This window comes from Bradyrhizobium sp. BRP23 (genome assembly GCF_020194135.1).
In the GTDB taxonomy this organism is placed as follows: Bacteria; Pseudomonadota; Alphaproteobacteria; order Rhizobiales; family Xanthobacteraceae; genus Bradyrhizobium; species Bradyrhizobium yuanmingense.
Genome location: NZ_JADYVW010000011.1, coordinates 178948 through 198422, shown reverse-complemented (window position 1 = coordinate 198422; position 19475 = coordinate 178948). Strand labels below are relative to the sequence as shown.

15 protein-coding genes and 2 tRNA genes are annotated in these 19475 nt (G+C 64.9%); 15 read left to right on the top strand and 2 right to left on the bottom strand.

Translation table 11 applies throughout. The features are described from left to right. The first annotated feature begins 171 nt into the window (after positions 1-171). From I6F24_RS27610 to I6F24_RS27580, 7 genes are all read left to right on the top strand, one after another. On the top strand, positions 172-1656 hold the full coding sequence (locus tag I6F24_RS27610; protein WP_225149654.1) for an efflux transporter outer membrane subunit: 1485 nt from the start codon (positions 172-174) through the stop codon (positions 1654-1656). Continuing rightward, positions 1646-3049 carry an efflux RND transporter periplasmic adaptor subunit gene (locus I6F24_RS27605; RefSeq protein WP_225149655.1) on the top strand — a complete coding sequence of 468 codons (1404 nt, stop codon included), beginning with the start codon at positions 1646-1648 and terminating at the stop codon, positions 3047-3049. The genes I6F24_RS27610 and I6F24_RS27605 overlap by 11 nt, the downstream gene beginning before the upstream one ends. A 37-nt stretch (positions 3050-3086) precedes the next feature. Next, positions 3087-6236 (top strand): efflux RND transporter permease subunit, encoded by a 3150-nt coding sequence (locus I6F24_RS27600; RefSeq protein ID WP_225149656.1) that lies wholly within the window; start codon positions 3087-3089, stop codon positions 6234-6236. After that, entirely contained in the window at positions 6236-9337 is a 3102-nt protein-coding gene (locus I6F24_RS27595; protein WP_225149657.1) for an efflux RND transporter permease subunit, read from the top strand. The genes I6F24_RS27600 and I6F24_RS27595 overlap by 1 nt, the downstream gene beginning before the upstream one ends. A 36-nt stretch (positions 9338-9373) precedes the next feature. Further along, positions 9374-10114 carry a tRNA-uridine aminocarboxypropyltransferase gene (locus I6F24_RS27590; protein ID WP_225149658.1) on the top strand — a complete coding sequence of 247 codons (741 nt, stop codon included), beginning with the start codon at positions 9374-9376 and terminating at the stop codon, positions 10112-10114. An 84-nt stretch (positions 10115-10198) separates the two neighbouring features. Next, positions 10199-10272 (top strand) — tRNA-Cys (locus I6F24_RS27585). Positions 10273-10446: 174 nt separating this feature from the next. Next, entirely contained in the window at positions 10447-10593 is a 147-nt protein-coding gene (locus tag I6F24_RS27580; RefSeq protein WP_167361661.1) for a hypothetical protein, read from the top strand. Between the two features lie 79 nt (positions 10594-10672). Here the strand turns inward: I6F24_RS27580 and I6F24_RS27575 are convergent, their stop codons facing one another. Next, positions 10673-10882 carry a hypothetical protein gene (locus I6F24_RS27575; protein WP_036027983.1) on the bottom strand — a complete coding sequence of 70 codons (210 nt, stop codon included), beginning with the start codon at positions 10880-10882 and terminating at the stop codon, positions 10673-10675. 264 nt (positions 10883-11146) lie between these two features. Here I6F24_RS27575 and I6F24_RS27570 point away from each other — a divergent pair, with 264 nt between their 5' ends. The 8 genes from I6F24_RS27570 (at position 11147) to I6F24_RS27535 (ending at position 18458) form a co-directional block, all read left to right on the top strand. After that, positions 11147-11407 carry a hypothetical protein gene (locus I6F24_RS27570; RefSeq protein ID WP_025036239.1) on the top strand — a complete coding sequence of 87 codons (261 nt, stop codon included), beginning with the start codon at positions 11147-11149 and terminating at the stop codon, positions 11405-11407. Between the two features lie 439 nt (positions 11408-11846). Then, positions 11847-13010 carry a PspA/IM30 family protein gene (locus tag I6F24_RS27565; protein WP_036027984.1) on the top strand — a complete coding sequence of 388 codons (1164 nt, stop codon included), beginning with the start codon at positions 11847-11849 and terminating at the stop codon, positions 13008-13010. A gap of 10 nt (positions 13011-13020) precedes the next feature. Next, positions 13021-13680, top strand: coding sequence for an OB-fold-containig protein (locus I6F24_RS27560; RefSeq protein ID WP_036027985.1), 660 nt, complete (start codon positions 13021-13023; stop codon positions 13678-13680). A gap of 23 nt (positions 13681-13703) precedes the next feature. Next, positions 13704-15398 (top strand): flotillin domain-containing protein, encoded by a 1695-nt coding sequence (locus tag I6F24_RS27555; protein ID WP_036027986.1) that lies wholly within the window; start codon positions 13704-13706, stop codon positions 15396-15398. 207 nt (positions 15399-15605) lie between these two features. Continuing rightward, positions 15606-15974: a hypothetical protein gene (locus I6F24_RS27550; protein ID WP_036027987.1), complete on the top strand. Its 369-nt coding sequence runs from the start codon at positions 15606-15608 to the stop codon at positions 15972-15974. 137 nt (positions 15975-16111) lie between these two features. Then, positions 16112-16186 (top strand) — tRNA-Asn (locus I6F24_RS27545). Positions 16187-16851: 665 nt separating this feature from the next. After that, positions 16852-17976 carry an AI-2E family transporter gene (locus I6F24_RS27540; protein WP_050996036.1) on the top strand — a complete coding sequence of 375 codons (1125 nt, stop codon included), beginning with the start codon at positions 16852-16854 and terminating at the stop codon, positions 17974-17976. 26 nt (positions 17977-18002) lie between these two features. Then, positions 18003-18458 (top strand): potassium channel family protein, encoded by a 456-nt coding sequence (locus I6F24_RS27535; RefSeq protein ID WP_036027988.1) that lies wholly within the window; start codon positions 18003-18005, stop codon positions 18456-18458. A 56-nt stretch (positions 18459-18514) separates the two neighbouring features. Here the strand turns inward: I6F24_RS27535 and I6F24_RS27530 are convergent, their stop codons facing one another. Then, positions 18515-19198 (bottom strand): helix-turn-helix domain-containing protein, encoded by a 684-nt coding sequence (locus tag I6F24_RS27530; protein WP_035999457.1) that lies wholly within the window; start codon positions 19196-19198, stop codon positions 18515-18517. Between the last annotated feature and the right edge of the window lie 277 nt (positions 19199-19475).

Here is a 19475-nt window from a genome sequence, read left to right as displayed (position 1 = left end):
GGCATCTCGCAATTGCGGCACTGTCCCGCCGTTCCGCGCCCGGCTAGTATGAAGCTCAAGTTCCGCAGAAAGCATCATTACTGTGAGCGCGTCGTCCAAAGCCTCCCGACCATCCCGCCGCGAATCGGTTAATCCGGCAGCGTTGCGGCGGCTTGATCTGCCCGGCGGGGGGTGGATGTGACACAGCAAGTTCCAGTGGTCGCCTCGCGGCGGTCTCGCGGTTCTGCACTCCGAACGCTGCGCGCGGCGCGATGGACTGCGGTGCTGTGCCTCGCCGCGGCTTCGGGGGCTTGCGTGCTGACCCAGGATCTTCCCGATCCCGCGCTCGACGTTCCCACGCATTACAAATATGCCGGGAAGGGCGACGCGCCGCCGTCGCTGGATTGGTGGCGCGGCTTCCGCTCTGCGGAGCTGACGCAGCTGATGGAGGAGGCGCAGACCGTCAATCTCGACATCGCCGCGGCCGTGGCGCGCATCGTCCAGGCCGACGCCCAGGCGCGGCAGGCCGGCGCGGCGCTGCTGCCGAGTGTCTCGACAGGCGGATCCGAAACCTATTCGCGCACATCGGGCTCGAGCGCTTCGGGACTGTCCATCGGCGGACGCGAGGTCGTCAATTATTCGGCCTCGCTGAGCGCGAGCTATCAGCTCGATTTCTGGGGCCAGAACCGCGCCGCGCTGCAATCGGCAGAGGAGACGGCGAACGCCAATCGTTTCGATCGCGACACGGTCGCGCTGACCACGCTCGCCGCCGTCGCCAACGCCTATTTCCAGGTGCTGGCCTCGCAGGACCGCATCAGGACCTCACAGCGCAACATCGCGAGCGCGCAGCGCATCCTCGATGCGGTCAGGGAGCGCCGCAGGGCCGGCACCGGCACCGATCTCGACGTCGCCCAGCAGGAGAGCGTGCTGGCGAACCAGAAGGCGCTGGTGCCGCCGTTGCGCCAGACGCTGGACCAGAACGTCAACGCGCTCGCCGTGCTGGTGTCGCGGCCGCCGGAGAGCGTGCGCGTGCACGGCGGCTCTCTGGACCGGATCGCGATCCCGCGCGTGACGCCCGGCCTGCCGTCGGAGTTGCTGACGCAGCGGCCGGACATCCGCCGACAGGAGGCGCAGCTCGCCTCGGCCACCGCCAACATCGGCAATGCCCGGGCACAATTCTTTCCGACCATCCAGCTCACCGGCAATGGCGGCTACCAGAGCTCGGCGCTGGTCTCGCTTTTCCAGCCGCATGCGGCCTTCTTCCAGCTCGTCGGCAGCGCGACACAGCCGATCTTCGACGGCGGCAGGATCCTCGGCAATTTCGAGTTGGCCAAGGCGCGGCAGGACGAGCTGCTGCAAACCTATCGCAAGACCATCATCCAGGCCTTTGCCGACGTCGACAACGCGCTGTTCTCGATCAAGCAGACCACGATCAGGCTGCAATTGCAGCGCGACGTCGTCGCCGCCTCGCGTCGCGCCTTCGATCTCTCCGAGCAGCAATTGCGCGCCGGCACCGCCGACATCGTGACCGTGCTCAACACCCAGCTGACCCTGTTCCAGGCGGAAGACGCGTTGTGGCAGGCCCAACTCGCACGGCTTCTGGCCATCGTCAGCCTGTACCAGGCGCTCGGCGGAGGCTGGGAGCCGCGAATGGAGAAACCGGTCAATGCTCTTTAAGCCGGACACCAAGCAGGGAGCGGGAGAGGGGACAGCGAAGCGATCGCGCGGCCGCGGCTTCGTCATGACCCTGATCACGCTCGCGATCCTCGCCGGCCTCGGCTATGTCGGCTGGATCGTCATGCAACAGCAGCAGACGAACAACCGCAATCAGCGCCCCGATCTGCCGGTGCCGGTGCTGGCGGCGAGCCCGCGCATCCAGGACGTGCCGGTTTATCTCGACGGCGTCGGCGCGATCCGCGCGCTCAACACCGTGACCGTGCGCTCGCAGGTCGATGGCAAGCTGATCGCGGTCAATTTCACGGAAGGTCAGGACGTCAAGAAGGGCGACGTGCTCGGCGAGATCGATCCGGCGATCTATCAGGCGCAGTACGACCAGGCGGTTGCCAAGAAGGCGCAGGATCAGGCCCAGCTCGCCAACCAACGCATCGACCTCGCGCGCTACGAGCAGCTCGCTGCCTCCAACGCCGGCTCCAAGCAGCAGGCCGACACCCAGCGTGCGCTGGTCGCGCAGACCGAGGCGCTCGTCAAAGCCGACCAGGCTGCGATCGACAACGCGGCGGCGACGCTGAGCTACACCAAGATCGTGGCGCCGATCTCGGGCCGCGTCGGCCTGCGCCTGGTCGACCAGGGCAACATCATCCATGCCTCCGACACCACGGGCCTCGTGGTGATCACGCAATTGCAGCCGATCGCGGTGTGGTTCAGCCTGCCGCAACAGCAGATCATGCGCGTCAACGCTGCGGCGGCGAAGGGGCCGCTCGCGGTCGACGTGTTCGGCAATGACGGCATCACGGTGATCGATACCGGCAAGCTCACCGGCATCGACAACCAGGTCGACCAGACCACCGGCACGCTCAAGCTCAAGGCCGAATTCCCCAATGCCAATTACCAGCTCTGGCCGGGCCAGTTCGTCAATGTCCGCCTCAAGGTCGAGACCTTGACGCAGGCGTTGGTGGTGCCGACCTCGGCGGTGCAGCGCGGCCCGATCGGCACTTTCAGCTACGTCATCGGCGCGGACAACATCGTCTCGGCCAAGCCCGTGACGGTGACCCAGCAGAACGAGCATGACGCCGTGATCGCGAGCGGCCTGTCGGCGAGCGAGAGGGTGGTCACCACGGGCTTCGCAAATCTGTCCGACGGCTCCAAGGTGATCGTCGGCCGCGATGACCAGACTCCGTCGGCCGATCTTGCCCCGCGCAAGCGCTCGCGCGCACCGGACGCTCAGAAGAAGGATGGTGCCAACGAAGGCCAGAAGGACGGGCAGAAGGACGGCCAAGCCAAGGACGGCGACTTGCGCGCCAAGCGCAAGAGCAGTGAAGGCGACCAGAAGGGGCAGACGGGACCGGCGCCGGGGCCGGGGGCATCGGAAAGTGGAGCCAAGCAGCCATGATCCCGACAACAGCCGCTTGAAGCGGCAGGCATAACCCATGGGTGTCTCCGAACCCTTCATCCGCCGGCCGATCGCGACCTCGCTGCTCGGCATCGCGCTTCTGATCGGCGGGCTGCTCGGCTATTTCGCACTCCCGGTCTCGGCGCTGCCGCAGGTGGATTTCCCGACCGTGCAGGTGACGACGCAGCTGCCGGGCGCGAGTCCGGACGTGATCGCCTCGCTGATCACCGCGCCGCTGGAGCGGCAGCTCGGGCAGATCCCGTCGCTCTCGGCGATGAACTCGACGAGCTCGTTCGGCGTCAGCCAGATCTCGCTGCAGTTCGAGCTCAACCGCGACATCGACGGGGCGACGCAGGACGTGCAGGCCGCGATCAATGCCGCCGCGGGCGTGCTGCCGAGGACGCTGCCTTACCCGCCGACCTACGCCAAGGTGAACCCGGCGGATGCGCCGGTGATGACGCTGGCGCTGCGCTCGGACACGATCTCGCTGCGGGTGATGAGCGACATCGCCGACACCATTCTGGCGCAACGTTTGAGCCAGATCTCCGGCGTCGGGCGCGTGTCCGTGCTGGGCGGGTTGAAGCCGGCCGTGCGCATCCAGGCCGATCTGGCGCGCCTTGCAGCCTACGGCATCGCGATGGAAGATCTGCGCACCGCGATCGCCAATGCCAATGTCTCGGGGCCGAAAGGCTCGCTCGACGGCGCGCAGCAATCCTACATCATCGCCGCCAACGACCAGATCGCGGCGGCTGAAGCCTACAAGCCCGTCATCATCGCCTATCGCAACGGCTCGCCGGTGACCATTGCCGACGTCGCCCAGATCGTCGACGGCCTCGAGAACGACCGCACCGGCGGCTGGTACCAGGGCACGCCGGCGGTCATCCTCGACATCCAGCGCCAGCCCGGCGCCAACGTCATCGACGTCGTCAGCCAGATCCGCGCCGAGATCCCGAAACTGCAGCGCGCGATCCCGGCCGGCGTGAATCTCACCATCGTCTCCGATCGCACCGTCACCATCCGCGCCTCGGTGCGCGACGTACAATTCACGCTGGTCCTTGCCGTCGTGCTGGTGACGCTGGTGGTGCTGCTGTTCCTGCGTTCGTTGCGCGCGACCGTGATCGCCGGCGTCGCGCTGCCGCTGTCGCTGATCACGAGCTTCGGCATCATGTATTTTGCCGGCTTCAGTCTCGACAATCTGTCGCTGATGGCGCTCACGATTGGCACCGGATTCGTTGTCGACGATGCCATCGTGATGATCGAGAACATCGTGCGCCACATGGAGAATGGCGACGGCGCGATGGAAGCCTCGCGCAAGGGCGCCAGCGAGATCGGCTTCACCGTGATCTCGCTGACGGTGTCGCTGATTGCGGTCTTCATCCCGCTCCTGTTCATGTCGGGCCTGGTCGGGCGCATGTTCCGCGAATTCGCGCTGACCTTGACGATTGCGGTCGTGACCTCGGCGGTGGTCTCGCTGACGCTGACGCCGATGATGTGCTCGCGGCTGCTCAAGCACGCGCACGAGGAGCTGGCCGTGCCGGGACTGGCCGCGATCAGCCGCTTCATCGACCGCACGGTCGACGCCTATCACGGATCGCTGTTGTGGGTGCTGGAGCGCCAGCGCGCCACGCTGGTCGTGACCTTCGTTACGCTGATCGCGACCCTGGTGCTCTATGTCGTCGCGCCCAAGGGCTTCCTGCCGCTGCAGGACACCGCGTCGATCACGGCGGTGACGGAGGCGGGGCCCGACGTGTCGTTTGCGGAGATGAAGAGGCGGCAGGCCGAGGCGGCCGAGGCCATCAGGGCCGACCCTGATGTGGTCGGCGTGGTCTCGGTGATCGGTGCGGGCTCCGTCAACCCGACCACCAATGTCGGCCGCCTCGTCATGAGCTTGCGGCCGCGCGGCGAGCGCCGCGACGATGTCAGCGTGGTCGTGACCCGGTTGAAGGAGCGGGTCTCCGGCATCCCCGGCATGACCGTCTATTTCCAGCCGGTGCAGGACGTGCAGATCTCGACCCAGTCGAGCCGCTCGCAATACCAGTACACGCTGACCGGCACCGATGCGACGCTGGTCTCGGAATGGGCGCGCAAGCTGGTTGCGGAGATGCGGCGCGATCCCTTGTTCCGGGACGTCTCCTCCGAGGCGCAGGAGGGCGGCCTGCGGGCGCAGCTCGATGTCGACCGCACGCGCGCCGGCCAGCTCGGCGTGAGCCTGCAAGCAATCACCGACACGCTGAACGACGCCTTCGCGCAGCGGCAGATCTCGACCATCTACGGTCAGGCCAACCAGTACCGGGTGGTGCTGGAGGCGCTGCCGATGTATCAGCGCGATCCCTCGATCCTGTCGAAGCTCTATCTGCCGGGTGCCGCGAGCGCCACCGCGGGCGCGCCCAATGCCCAGGTGCCGCTGTCGGCCGTGGCGACGCTGAAGCGGACCACGGCGCCGCTCGCGATCTCGCATCAGGCGCAATTCCCGTCGGTGTCGCTCAGCTTCAACCTGGCGCCGGGCGCGGCGCTCGGCGATGCCGTCGAAGCCGTAAAGGTGATCGAGACCCGCATCGGCATGCCGGGCAGTATCGTCGGCGTCTATGCCGGCGACGCCGCCGAATTCGCCAAGGCACTCGCCGGCCAGCCCTGGTTGCTGCTCGCCGCCGTCATCACGATCTACATCGTGTTAGGGGTGCTCTACGAGAGCTATATCCATCCGATCACGATCCTGTCGACGCTGCCCTCGGCCGGCGTCGGCGCCATCCTGGCACTGATGCTGTACGGACAGGACCTCTCGGTGATCGGCCTGATTGGCATCATCCTCTTGATGGGCATCGTCAAGAAGAACGCGATCATGATGATCGACTTTGCGCTCGAGGCCGAGCGCGGGCGGGGCATGTCGCCCAGTGAAGCCATCGTGCAGGCCTGTCTGTTGCGCTTCCGTCCGATCATGATGACGACGTTGGCGGCGCTGTTCGGGGCGCTGCCGCTCGCGATCGAAAGCGGCACCGGCGCCGAGCTGCGCTTTCCGCTCGGCATCTCCATCATCGGCGGCCTGCTGCTCAGCCAGCTCCTGACACTTTACACGACGCCCGTGATCTATCTGGCGCTCGATCGTATCAACCGTCGCCTCGAGCAGGCGCTGCCGCCGGCTGGATCCGGCGGCCCGCCGGTCGCCGGCGCGACCGAGGGGATGCAGTGATGGCATCGATCTCGGAGCCGTTCATCCGCCGTCCGGTCGCGACCACGCTGCTGTCGATCGGGCTGTTCCTGCTGGGTGTCGTCGCCTACCGGTTCCTGCCGGTCGCCTCGGTCCCGAACGTCGACTTTCCCGCCATCTTCGTCTCCGCCAGCCGGCCCGGCGCCGATCCGTCCGTGATGGCGGCGACGGTGGCGTCGCCACTTGAGCGGCGGTTGGGAGAGATCGCCGGCATCAACCAGATCACCTCGACCTCGAGCCTCGGCACGACCAGCATCCAGCTTCAGTTCGACATCGGCCGCAACATCGACAAGGCCGCGCGCGACGTGCAGGCGGCCATCAACGCCGCGATGGTCGACCTGCCGAGCGACTTGCCGACGCTGCCGCGTTTCCGCAAGGCAAACACGGCCGGTGCACCCATCTTCGTGCTGGCGTTGACCTCCAAGACGATCTCTCCGTCGGCGATCTACGACGTCGCGGATAGCGTGTTGGCGCAACGCATCTCGCAGGTGCCGGGCGTCGGCAACGTGTCGATCTCCGGCGCCGACCAGCCGGCCGTGCGCGTGCAGCTCAACCCGGTTGCGCTGTCCAATGCTGGAATCGCCACTGACGACGTGCGAACCGCGATCATCGCCGCCAACGCGCTCGGCCCCGTCGGCATCTTCGAAGGCGAGCGCCAGAGCGAGACGCTGTCGCTGAACAAGCAGATGCGCACGGCGAAGGAGTTCCGCGACATCGTCATCAAGAGCTCGGGCAATAATTTCGTGCGGCTGTCGGATGTCGCCGACATCGAGGATTCCGTCCGCAACGTCCGCTCGATAGCCTGGTTCAACAGGCAACCGGCGGTTCTGATCCAGATCACCAAGCAGGGCGATGCCAACGTCATCGACACCGTCGACCGGGTCAAGGCGCTGATCCCCGAGCTGAAGCAGTGGATCCCGGCCGGTGTCGAGATCTCCACCCTGGTCGATCGGACCGGCACGATCCGCGCCAGCGTGCTGGACATGCAATGGACGCTGCTGGCAACGTCCGTCCTGGTGATGGTCGTTGTGTTCGTGTTCCTGCGGCGGCTGACGCCGACCATCGCGGCCGGCATCTCGGTGCCGCTGGCACTCGCCGGGACTTGCGCCGGCATGTGGGTCGCGGGCTTCTCCATCGACAACCTGTCGCTGATGGCGCTCGCCATCTCCGTCGGCTTCGTCGTCGACGACGCCATCGTCATGATCGAGAACATGTTCCGCAACCTCGAGCAAGGCATGCGGCCGTTCCGGGCGGCGCAGGAGGGCGCCAAGCAGATCGGCTTCACTGTGGTCTCGATCAGCCTGTCGCTGATCGCGGCCTTCACGCCGCTGATCTTCATGGACGGCGTCGTCGGTCGGCTCCTGCGCGAATTTTCGCTGACGCTGACCTTCGCCATCCTGGTCTCGACGCTGGTGTCGCTGACGGTCACGCCGATGATCTGCGCCCATTACATCCGGCAGGCCACCTCCGGCACGGCAACGCTGTTCGACCGCATCATCGAAGGCGCGCTGTCGCGCACCATCGTGTTCTACGCCCGCACCCTGCGCACCGTGCTGGATTTCCCGCTGCTGACGCTGCTGGTGTTCTTCGCCACCATCGCGCTCACGGTGACGCTCTACATCAAGGTCCCCAAAGGCTACTTCCCCACGGACGATTCCGGCTTCATCATCGGAGCGACGCGCGCCTCGGCTGACACCTCGTTCCAGTCGATGCTCGGCCTGCAGCAGCGGCTCGCCGAGATCGTGATGAAGGATCCCGCCGTGGCTGGCATCGGCTCGACGGTCGGCAGCGGGGGCCCGGGTCCGGCGACCTCGAACCGCGGCACCATGTTCATCAGCCTGAAGCCGCCGGAGGAACGTGGCCACGTGTCGACTGAGGTCGTGATCGAACGGCTCAGGCGCGCGCTATATCCCGTGCCCGGCATCCGCCTCTTCATGTTCGCTGCCCAGGACGTGCGGGCCGGCGGGCGTCAGAGCGATTCCGACTACCAATATACGCTCACCAGCACCGATCTCGGCCTGTTGCAGAAATGGGCGCCGATCGTGGCCAAGCGCCTGGAGAGCGTGGAGGGCATCACCGACATCTCCAGCGATCGCGATCCCGGCGGGCTGCAACTGACGCTCGCCATCGACCGCCAGAAGGCGTCCGCGCTCGGCGTCAAGGTCCAGGACATCGACAACGCGCTCAACAACGCTTTCGCACAGCGGCAGATCTCGATCATCTACACCCAGCGCAACCAGTACATGACCGTGCTGGAGATCGATCCGAAGTTCCAGGTCGATCCCAGCAATCTCGATCGCATCTACGTCGCCGGCGCGGGTGATGCGCAGGTGCCGCTGTCGGCCGTGGTGCGCGCGACGCGTGGGCTCGCTGCGCTCGCCGTCTATCATTCGCAGTCGTTCCCATCGACCACGGTGTCCTTCAACCTGATGCCGGACGTGCCGCTTCAGGCGGCGACCCAGAACATCCAGCGCGCGGTCGACGAGTTGCACATGCCCGAGGGCATTCGCGGCAGCTTCGACGGCAATGCCGGCGATTTCGCCAGGACCAGCGGTCGCCAGCCGCTCCTGATCCTCGGCGCGCTGGTCGCGATGTATATCGTGCTCGGGGTGCTCTATGAGAGCCTCGCCCATCCGCTCACGATCATCTCGACACTGCCATCGGCCGGCTTGGGTGCGCTGCTGGCCTTGCAGCTCACCAACACGCCGCTGACGGTGATCGCCTTCGTCGGCATCATCCTCCTGATCGGCATCGTCAAGAAGAACGGCATCATGATGGTCGACTTCGCGCTCGATGCCGAGCGCCAGCGCGGCCTGTCCTCGGCCGAGGCGATCTTCGAGGCCTGCCAGGCGCGCTTCCGCCCGATCCTGATGACGACCATGGCGGCGCTGTTTGCCGGCATTCCGCTGGTGATCGCGACCGGCCCCGGCACGGAGCTGCGCCGCCCACTCGGCGTCACCATCATCGGCGGCCTGTTCGTCTCGCAGATCCTGACGCTGTACACGACGCCCGTGATCTACCTCCTGATCGACCGCCTGCGGCGGCGATCCGAGCCGCGACCGCTGACGGCACCGGCGGAATAGGTTGTTGCAGCGCCGCGTCAAGCGTATAGCGGCGCCATGTCCAATCCGCCCCACACTGCCGCCGCGCCGGCCGAGCCGATTCCCGAATGCCCGCATTGCCAGAAGCCGATGCCGCTGTGCATTTGCGACAGCGTCACGCCGATCGAGAACCGGCTCTCGCTCCTGATCCTGCAGCATCCGCAGGAGCAGGACAGGGCGCTCGGCACGGCGCGGCTGCTGGCCAGGCATTTTGCCGATGCAACGGTGCGGGTCGGCCTGTCCTGGCCGAGCCTGTCCAAGGCGCTGGGACGGCCGGTCGAGAATGCTTCGCACTGGGCGGTGCTCTATCTCGGCTCGGCACGCGCGGCCGATCTCGAGGCCGAAGGTGAGATCGTCGCGCTCAACCGCAAGGGCGAGGTCGCGGAGAACCAGCGCGCGATCCTCGGCAAGCTCGAAGGCGTGGTGCTGCTCGACGGCACCTGGAGCCAGGCCAAGGCGCTGTGGTGGCGCAATCCCTGGATGCTGAAATGCCAGCGCGTGATCCTCAATCCGGCACGTCCCTCTCGCTACGGGCGCTTGCGCAAGGAGCCGCGCCGCGACGGCCTCGCGACCATCGAAGCCGCCGCGACGATCCTCGCCGCCCTCGAGCGGCGCCCTGATATCGCCGAGACGCTTCATGCCAGTTTCGAGCGGATGCTGGCTCGCTACCGCGAGGTCCAGGCCGAGATGCCGGAACTGGCACCCAAGCCCGCGCCCAAGGGCCGCCGGCGCGACTTCCGGCGCGGCAAGCGCGCCTGATTTCGGCTGGACATTTCGCTGTGCTACCCGCGGGCCGTGGGGTTGCCTAAGCCATTGATCCCCTATATTGGTCCGCCCTTACGGGGCCACGTGGCGGAGTGGTTACGCAACGGTCTGCAAAACCGTGTACACCAGTTCAATTCTGGTCGTGGCCTCCATCACAAGTCTCTGATTTTCCGCAAAATTTGGACTTATAGGCGGTTCCGCCGAGCCGCAGCTCCAGTGAGCCACCGGGTTTCCCCGGGGCTTGGCGGAAAGGTGCGATTCAGGTCCTCTGGCATAGACTTCGCATCTGCGAAAAGACGCATCCAAACCCTGGAGCTGGAGAGCACGTGGGCGACGTCGTTCGATTTGTCCCGAAATCCGAGCTGGAGCGGGCCCGCCTCATTGCTGAGGCGCGCGCGATCTATGACAGCATCTTCCCGCCGGCTGCACCCGACCGGGCGCCGCAGCAGGGCGAGGAACGCGTCAAGACTTGATCGGGGCTGCGCCGGTCCCCGGCGCTCGGTCATGCCGAACCGCCCGAAAGGCGGACGCATCGGTTCACTTCAAGTGGCCTCAGCAGGCCGCGTACCAGTCGTCGGGGAAGGGCAGGAGGGGCCAGGCGCCCTCGTTGTCATTGGCAGCCTTGTTATTGGCAGCCTTGGGCGTCGTGTCGAAACTCCACGAGCGGGGCACGTATTGCTCCACCGGCACGGGCGCGAAATCCTCAAAGACCATGGCGTCCCGGACAGCATCCAGCAGCAGATTAAATTCGGCTTCGCTCATCACACCCTCGCAGAACGCGGACGGCGCAATGTCGCAAAGCCGGTTTGTTTCCGGATTGACCCGATCGTTCGCATTTTAACGATGCGGCGATCGGGACCCGAATGGTTAGCGATTCCTGAAAATCCCCGGGGCAACCCTATGTGCCCGCCGCCGCGCAGCGGGCGTGAAGGAGATCACATTCCCCGCGGTTTATTTCTCGTAACCCCTTTTGCACCGTACGGCCAATGCAGGCCGGAGCGGGCAGTGCAGAGCGGGAGACTGGTCATGAAGGCGAGGTTCTTGCGGTTTGCGGGCGTGAAGAGCCGGGCGCGGGGCGCCTCGACGGTCGGGCTGTTCCTGACGCTGTTTGCCTCTGCGGCCCATGCACAGGGAACGGCGGAGCAGCGGCGGGCCTGTACGCCCGACGTCTACCGGCTCTGCGCCGGCGAGATCCCCAACGTCCGCGCCATCACCGCCTGCCTGCGCCGCAACCGCGCCAGCCTCAGCGAGGCCTGCCGATCCGTGTTCGACCAGGCGGGTGGCTGAACGGCCGGGCTTGTGGGTTTGTGCGCAGCAAGTCCCTCGCAGCGGCTCGCGAATCCGTCACGGCCACCCTGTGGACATGCTGTGGATTTGCTGCGGATGCTGGACGTGGATGCTTCGTACCGTCGTCGGATCTTGGTCGCCAATCGTCATATCTGCGTCAAATGAGCTCACCGAATGATTCAGCGATCTGGCAGATCGCTGCTGCGGCCAGAGCTCCTCGCAACGGCGCGTCGAGAGAATGACGGCTTACCGGAACTCCACTGCATTCGTCTCAAATTTCAACCGAAGCGTGCATCAAATCTTGATCGGCCGTGAGCTAGGGGTGATCGACCGGCCTTGAACGCGGGCCCGGACCGCCGCGACTAATCGACAGAGTGCATAGGGATCAGCGGAACGTGATTAAGCTTCCTCTTCACTAAAGCACCAAAATGGTGCTTTAGTGCTTTCCATGAGCCAATCGCCCCGATACGCGCCGTCCGCACTGCGTTACCGGCTTGCCCCTGACCCGGCCGCCAAGGCCGCCATCGAGGCGACATTCCAGGCCTACGACCGCATGATGGAAATCCTCGACGAGGTGGCGCGGATCCACAATGTGGGTTCCAATGTGGTCCTGCTCCATGCCCATGCCTATGAGCCGATCCGCAAACAGACGGCGCTGCCTTCGCGGCTGGTGACGTTGGGGCTGCGCGACCGCGCGGAGTATCGCGCCGCGCAAGGGCGCCGCCTGCCGCTCGACGACAAGCTCGCCAAGATCAAGGGGCCCGCCACCATTTCGATTGCGACCGTGCAAGGGCGCTTCAGCGTGCCCTTCGACTACGCCGGCTATGCCGAGGGCTGGGGACAGAGCGTGCCGGCGCGCCTCATCCGCACCGACGACGGTTTCGAAGTTCACTACGGCGTCACGCCGAACAGCCTGCCAGAGGAGGAGAACGCTATGGATACCATCGCTGCCGCTCCCGACAACTTTCTGTCCCGTGTCGGGCGCCTGATCGCCGGGATCGCGTACGATGCGATCGAGCAGGCGGAGGGCAAGAACAAGCTGAAGGTGGTCAGCCAAGCCATCCGCGAGATCGAGCGCGCCGAGACCGAAGCGCGCGATGCGCTCGCCGCTGCGCGGGCCGAGGAATATCGTCTCAATGCGCGCCGCAGCGAGATCGAGCGGGCGATGACCGATCTGACCGCCAAGATCGAGACCGCGATCGCAGACGGGCGCGACGATCTCGCCCGCGCCGGCATCGCGCGGCAAATGGACCTGGAGGCGCAGTTCGAGGTGCTCTCCCGCGCCATCGACGAGAACAACGAGAAGATAGAGCAATGCGTCACATCGCTCCGCGCGGTGCTGTCGGCGCTCCAGGATGCCGAGCAGCGCCGCGCCGATCTCGAAAAGAGCGAGGCACAGGCCAGCCCACAGACATCGACGTCGTCGCGGAAATCCGGCGGCACCTCCGCTGCCGCCAAGGCGCTGCGGGCAGGCCGCGCGGTGGCACGGACCACCGGCGTGCCGCCGGGAATTCCCTATTCGAGCGACATCGACGAGCTGAGCACGCTCCATCGCGACAAGGAAATTGCAGCGAGGCTGGCCCGGTTGAAGTCGGGCTCCTGAGTGCCGTATCATGAGCGCTCTGCTCGAACACGTCATGGCGCCTGAGGTCAGGCCGTTCGCGATCGCGGCGGCCATGATCGTCATCGTCGGCTCGGTCGAGGTGATCTCGATGCTGATCGGGGCCTCCTTGAGCGAGATGCTGGGCACCAACATCGATTTTGCTCATCCCAGCGACAACGGCGTGCTCAACGCCATCTCCTGGATCAATGTCGGCGGCGTGCCGCTCTTGATCTTCCTGCTGCTGCTGCTCGGCGCCTTCTCCATCACCGGCTTCCTGATCCAGGACCTCGCGCGAATGATTGCGGGTCCCTTGCCGGCGTCGATCGCCTCGGTCGGGGCGGTTGCCGCATCGGTTCCGTTGGTCCGCGTTTCCAGCCGTGCGATCGCGCGGATCATTCCCAAGGACGAGAGCTACGTCGTCGGCTTGGGGGATCTCGTCGGCCGCATCGGCGAGGTCGTCGTTGGCCCGCTCGACCAGGGGCCGCCCGGCCGCGTCAGCGTCGCCGACATCCATGGCAACCGCCATTTCGTCTCGGCGGTGGCGGCGCCGTCATCGGGACCTTTGCCGCAGGGAACCATGGTCCTCCTGGTCGACCGCGACGGCACGCGCTTCGTCGCAGTGAAGGCCGACGATGAACTCAAACCGCCCAAGCCCACTCTAAGCAATTAGCAAGTCCCACAGCGGAGAAAGCCATGTTCGACATCGCAGTCCCGGCCGTGATCGGCGTCGCGCTGATCGTCGTCCTGGGGATCGTCTTCACTATCCTCTACAAGCGCGCCACGCGCGACGAGGCCTTCGTGCGCACCGGACTCGGCGGCAAGAAGGTCGTGCTCGACGGCGGCGCCATGATCCTGCCGATCTTCCACTCCTATGCCAGCGTCAATCTGAAGACGCTGCGCCTCACCGTCGAGCGCAAGGAGCGGGAATCGCTCATCACCAAGGACCGCCTGCGCGTCGACATCGTTGCCGAGTTCTACGTCCGCGTCCGTCCCGACGAGGAGAGCATTGCGCTTGCAAGCCAGACGCTGGGCGCGCTGACCAACGATGCCGAGGCCCTGCGCAACCAGGTCGAGGCGAAATTCGTCGACGGCCTGCGCTCGGTCGCCGCGACCATGACCATCCTGGAGCTCCAGGAGAAGCGCTCGGACTTCGTCAAGCACGTGCAGTCCACGGTCGAGTCTGACGTGAAGTCGAACGGTCTCGAGCTGGAATCGGTGTCGCTGACCAAGCTCGACCAGACCGACGTCAAATTCTTCAACCCGGAGAACTTCTTCGACGCCGAGGGTCTGACCCAGCTCAAGACGGTCACCGAAACCCGCCGCCGCGATCGCAACGCCATCGTGCGCGATAACGAGGTCGCGATCGCGCAAAAGGACCTCGAGGCGCGGCAGCAGACCCTTGGGATCGAGCGGACCAAGAAGGAAGCCGAGCTGTCGCAGGAGCGCGACATCGCCAACAAGACCGCGAGCACCCGCGCGGAGGTAGCAACCGCGACGCAGACCGCACGCCTGACCGAAGAGAACGCTCGCATCGACACCGATCGTGCGGTTGCCGAGAAGGAGGCGGGTGCCAAGCAGGTCAAGGAAACCGCGGTGATCGAGTCGGAGCTGGCGATCAACAAGCGCAAGACCGACGCCCAGCGCGAGATCCAGATCGCGACGCAGGAGAACGAGATCCAGATCGCGGCGAAGAGCAAGGAGACGTCGGAAGCCGTCGCCGAAGCCAAGACCGCCGAGGCGCTGGCCGTCTCCGCGGAGGAAAAGGTCGTCACCGCGCGCGCCATCGAGGTCGCCGATCGTGCCCGCCTGACCCAGGTGCTGGCCGCACGCACCGAGGCCGAACGCAAATCGACCGAGCTGATCGTCGCGGCCGAGGCCGAGAAGAAGGCCTCGCTCGATCGCGCCGAAGCCGTCAAGACGCTGGCCACCGCGGAAGCCGAATCCAACAAGATCAAGGCGGTCGGTGTCCGCAACATCGGCGAGGCGGAAGCCGCCGTCATCACCATGAAGAACGAGGCGCAGAACAAGCTCGGCAGCAACGTCATCGATTTCGAGATCGCCAAGAAGCGGATTGAGACCATGCCATCCGCGCTGGCGGAGATGGTGAAGCCGATCGCGAATCTCAAGGATGTCCGCATCCTGCACACCGGCGGCGCGTTCGGCGGCAACGGTGCGAGCGGAGGCAATGTCGGCTTCGGCGAAGGTCTAGCCGGCGAGCTGCTCAAGGTTCACGCGCTGCGTCCGATGATCGACGAGATCCTGCGCCAGAGCGGCTTTGCGCCTGGCGACGATCCGGTCAAGGCGCTGGTCGGTGCCGTGACGGGCAAGAGCAATGGCGCGGCCGTACCGGTGCCGGTACCGGAGAAAACAAATTCTGCCGATCTATGAATGCCGGTTCATTGCTGCTGAAAATTCGAAACGATAAACAGGTTGGGCGCGTCTCGCGTCGCGCAGCCGTCCCGGAGTGCAGATCGATCGTGTCTTGAACAGGCGATCGCGCTTCGGACGTGTCTCCAGGCAACGCATTTCCGTGCCGCGGCGCCCGCGCCGATCCATGCCGGTCGCCGAGGCCTGTTTTGATCGGAGGATTTTCAGATGAAGCATTTTCTGTCCGGATTGATCGCGATCGCCCTTTCGATCGCCGCCGCACCGTCGCTTGCGGCCGATGCCCGCAACGTCACCGTCGTCAACGAGACCGGCTATGCCATCAAGTTCCTGGGCTTCAACGCGCCGGATGACGGGCTGGACGAATGGGAGAACGAGCTCGACAAGGTGTTGCAGAACCAGGCCAGCACTTATGTCGAGTTCGACGACGACGATGAAGGCTGCGTCTGGAACATCCGAGTCGACTGGAAGAACTATGACGAGTCGGTGCTGTGGAAGAACGTCAATCTCTGCAAGCTCACCGCGCTCCGCTTGCGCTACGACCCCGGCACCAAGACCACCTCGTTCCTGGCGGAATAATCCTCGCCCGGTCCCGGCCGGAGGAGCGGCCATTCCAGGTCCCTCCGAGCGCGTTGCGGATGATGACGAATTCGTCCTTTGCAAGCGCAAGCGGCTTTGTTATACGCAGCCGCGCGCGAACGAACGGTTCGCCCTTTTCCTCGGTAGCTCAGCGGTAGAGCATCCGACTGTTAATCGGATGGTCGCTGGTTCGAATCCAGCCCGGGGAGCCATCAGGCTGTTGCCAAGCCTCTCGAAACACTCCAGAACTAAGCAAGTCCTAGGAGTAAGCCACTGAAAAATCAGGGGTTTCAACGTCTCGTTCTGTTCTGCCACTTCCGCCGTGGTCCGGAGCGGCTGGGGATATGGAGGGGGTAGGGGCCTTGTACCCCCAAATTACCTCTCGGGATCCCCCCAAATTCCGGCGACGGCGTTGGAATAAAGTTCCAAAAGGCACTCTCTGATCGGGTCGTCCTGAGCGCCAAGTCCGAATCGAAGAATGAAAGCCGGCCGATACCTCCAGAGCCTGGCCCTCTTGGTCGTGACCAGAAAGAACAGGCCGCCGGGCGGAGCGGCCGATATAGCTCGGCCGTACCCGCCATTAGCCTCCAGACGGGCACAGCAATCGAGATCATGGGCTTTGCCGTCGGTCGGAGCTATGTCGAGATCAATCCGTTCGTCGGCGTCAACTTCACGACTGCTGGCTCAGGTCCAGCACCGGGGCATTCTCACTCGCGGGCGGTGGACCGCGCAATCTGCGCCGAGACGCAACTGGCTGCGCGCCTGTTGCCGATCTCGCTAGGTGACCGATCGCCTGGCTTGATCTGGATCAAGCCTCCTCGGCGGGCCGCCCCGCTAGCTTTTCAGCAGCGGTCCGTCCGCTTGGAGGCAACGACCCTTGAAAACGCTTCGCCAGCTTCTGTCCGCGGAGGACATTGTCCAACTCGTGATCCGGCTAGGCTTGCTCGGGCTGCTGATCTTCTGGACATTTCTCGTCCTCCGGCCGTTCGTGCCGATCCTGAGCTGGAGCGCCGTGTTGGCGGTGGCATTTCATCCCGTCTTCGCCTGGCTCGCCCAACGCCTCGGTGGCCGTCCCCGGATAGCCTCAGCCGTTCTCACCCTGATCACGCTGGGCATCGTCATCGGTCCCGCCGCGTGGCTCAGCCTCAGTGCAGTCGAAGGGATCCGGGACCTTGCGGCCCAGATCGGCAGTGGCGATCTCGCGCTCCAGGCCGCACCGGAGCAGATCAGGAGCTGGCCGTTGATCGGTCCTCAGCTCTACGCGATCTGGAACGAGGCCTACACGAACATCCGTGCGGCGCTGCGCGAGGTGGCGCCGTACTTGAAACCGCTCGCCGGAGTGATGCTGTCGTTTGCCGGTGACACCGGAATTGGCATGCTCCAATTCCTGCTGTCGGTGATCGTCGCGGGCTTTCTGCTCCCGCACGGCGCGCAGCTCGTCGCCGCGCTGCGCGGCTTCCTGTTGCGCGTCGTGCCCGGCCGGAGCGAGCACTTTCTCGAGCTCGCCGGCGCAACCATACGCGCCGTCGCGCAGGGCATTATCGGCGTCGCTATCCTTCAGGCCTTGCTGGCGGGCATCGGCTTCAAGCTCGCAGAGATCCCAAGCGCGGGACTGCTCGCGGTCGTCGTGCTCTTGCTGTCGATTGTCCAAATCGGCGCCGGCCCCGTTCTTTTCCCCGTGCTGGTCTGGATATGGGTGGACAAGGACGTGACCGTCGCCCTGCTCTTGACTGTCTATCTGGTCGTCGTCGGTCTGCTCGACAACGTGCTGAAGCCGCTCGTCATGGGGCGGGGCCTGACGACGCCGACGCTGGTCATCCTGATCGGGGTCATTGGTGGTACGCTCGCGCATGGAATCATCGGACTGTTCATTGGGCCGATCATCCTGTCGGTGGCCTGGGAGCTCGCGATCGCATGGACGGGAATCGACCGCGCTGCTTCAGCGCGGGTCGATCAGGAAACCGTTGTCGCAAAGGAAACCATCGAGGCACGCTTGGCCTAGGCTGAAATGAGGTGTGGTTCACCCCGATGATGCTCCAATTCCTTGTCGGCACGCTCGTCAGCGTGATCAATATCGGAATCCACGCGCTCGTGACGGTGGTCGCCGTCACGGTGGCCCGCAGTGCCGTCCCGCGCCATACCAAGCGGCCGCGATTGCACCTCATGAGCGTCATGATCACAATCGCGGTCGTGTTGAAGATCGCCCACATGATCGAAATTCTGATGTGGGCGGCGACCTATCATATCGTGCACGCGGCGACCGCCGACGCGGACATGCTCTACTTCGCGTTCGTCAACTACACCACGCTCGGCTACGGCGACATCACGCCGGTGCCCGAATGGCGGCTGATTGGCCCGCTGACCGCCATGAACGGCGTTCTTCTGTTCGGCTGGTCCGCCGCCATTCTGTTCGAAGTCTTGCTCAAGACGCTCGACCATCTCGGACTCACGGAAAGACCCGGTGCGGACCTGCCACGCACCTGATGCTGTCGCCTCGGTCAATCTCGACCATTGCGGAACGTGAACAGGCCTTCGCCGGCTCAGGGCTGCAGATCGAGGCCTGCGAGCTGGTGCCGGTCGAGGAGCACGATCTGGCGCTGGGTGTTGCCGATGAAGCCGAGCACGCCGAGTTCATGCAGCCGCGACAAAGCCCGCGAGACGGTCTCCAGCGTCAGGCCGAGATAGTCGGCAATGTCGCGTCGGGACATCGGAAGCGCCATGACGCCGGCAGCCGTCAGGCGCTTGTCCATTTCGAGCAGGAATGCGGCGACGCGCTCCAGGGAGGTCTTGCGGCCGAGCAGCAGCATGTGGTCTTCAGCATGCTGGAGGTTGTTCGTGGTCATGCTGAGCAGATTTCTGGCCACCATGGCATCGCTCTCGGCCACCGTTTCCAGGCTTTGGCGTTTGATCAGCCGCACCGTGGTGTCGACGATGGCTTCCGTCGTGAAGCGGTGCTCGCTGCCGTTCTCGAGCCCGAAAATGTCGCCGACGAGGTGAAATGCGCCGATCTGCCTGCGCCCGTCCGACAGCAGCTTGTAGCTACGCACCGCGCCGGATTTGACCTGGTAGACATACTCGGCCGGCTCCTTCTCGCCGTAGATCTCGGAGCCTTTTCGGTAGGAAAATTCGCTTAAATTGACCAGTGCATTTGAATGAGATGCCATGCCGAGGTCGCGGAGGGTATTGGGACGCAGCGTGGAATCCGTCGTGATGCGAACGAACATAGGCCAACTCCTCAGCTTTTCCGCCGAATTGGTCTGTCAGACGAAATACTTTGCCGGAAATGCGCCGCGCTATCCCACTCCCGCCGAAGTTGATTTTCGGCCAGCGAAGTATTGTTATCCATTGTCCCAAGGTTCATTGTACCATAGGACAGCACGGACGATTGCTGCGCTGGATGAGAAGCCCTCTGCGCAGGATAGCTGCGACGAATTGCGAAGCAGATATTTCGACTTTCAGACGTAAGGATCGCTTTGAACAATGAGAAGGACGTCGAGCGTC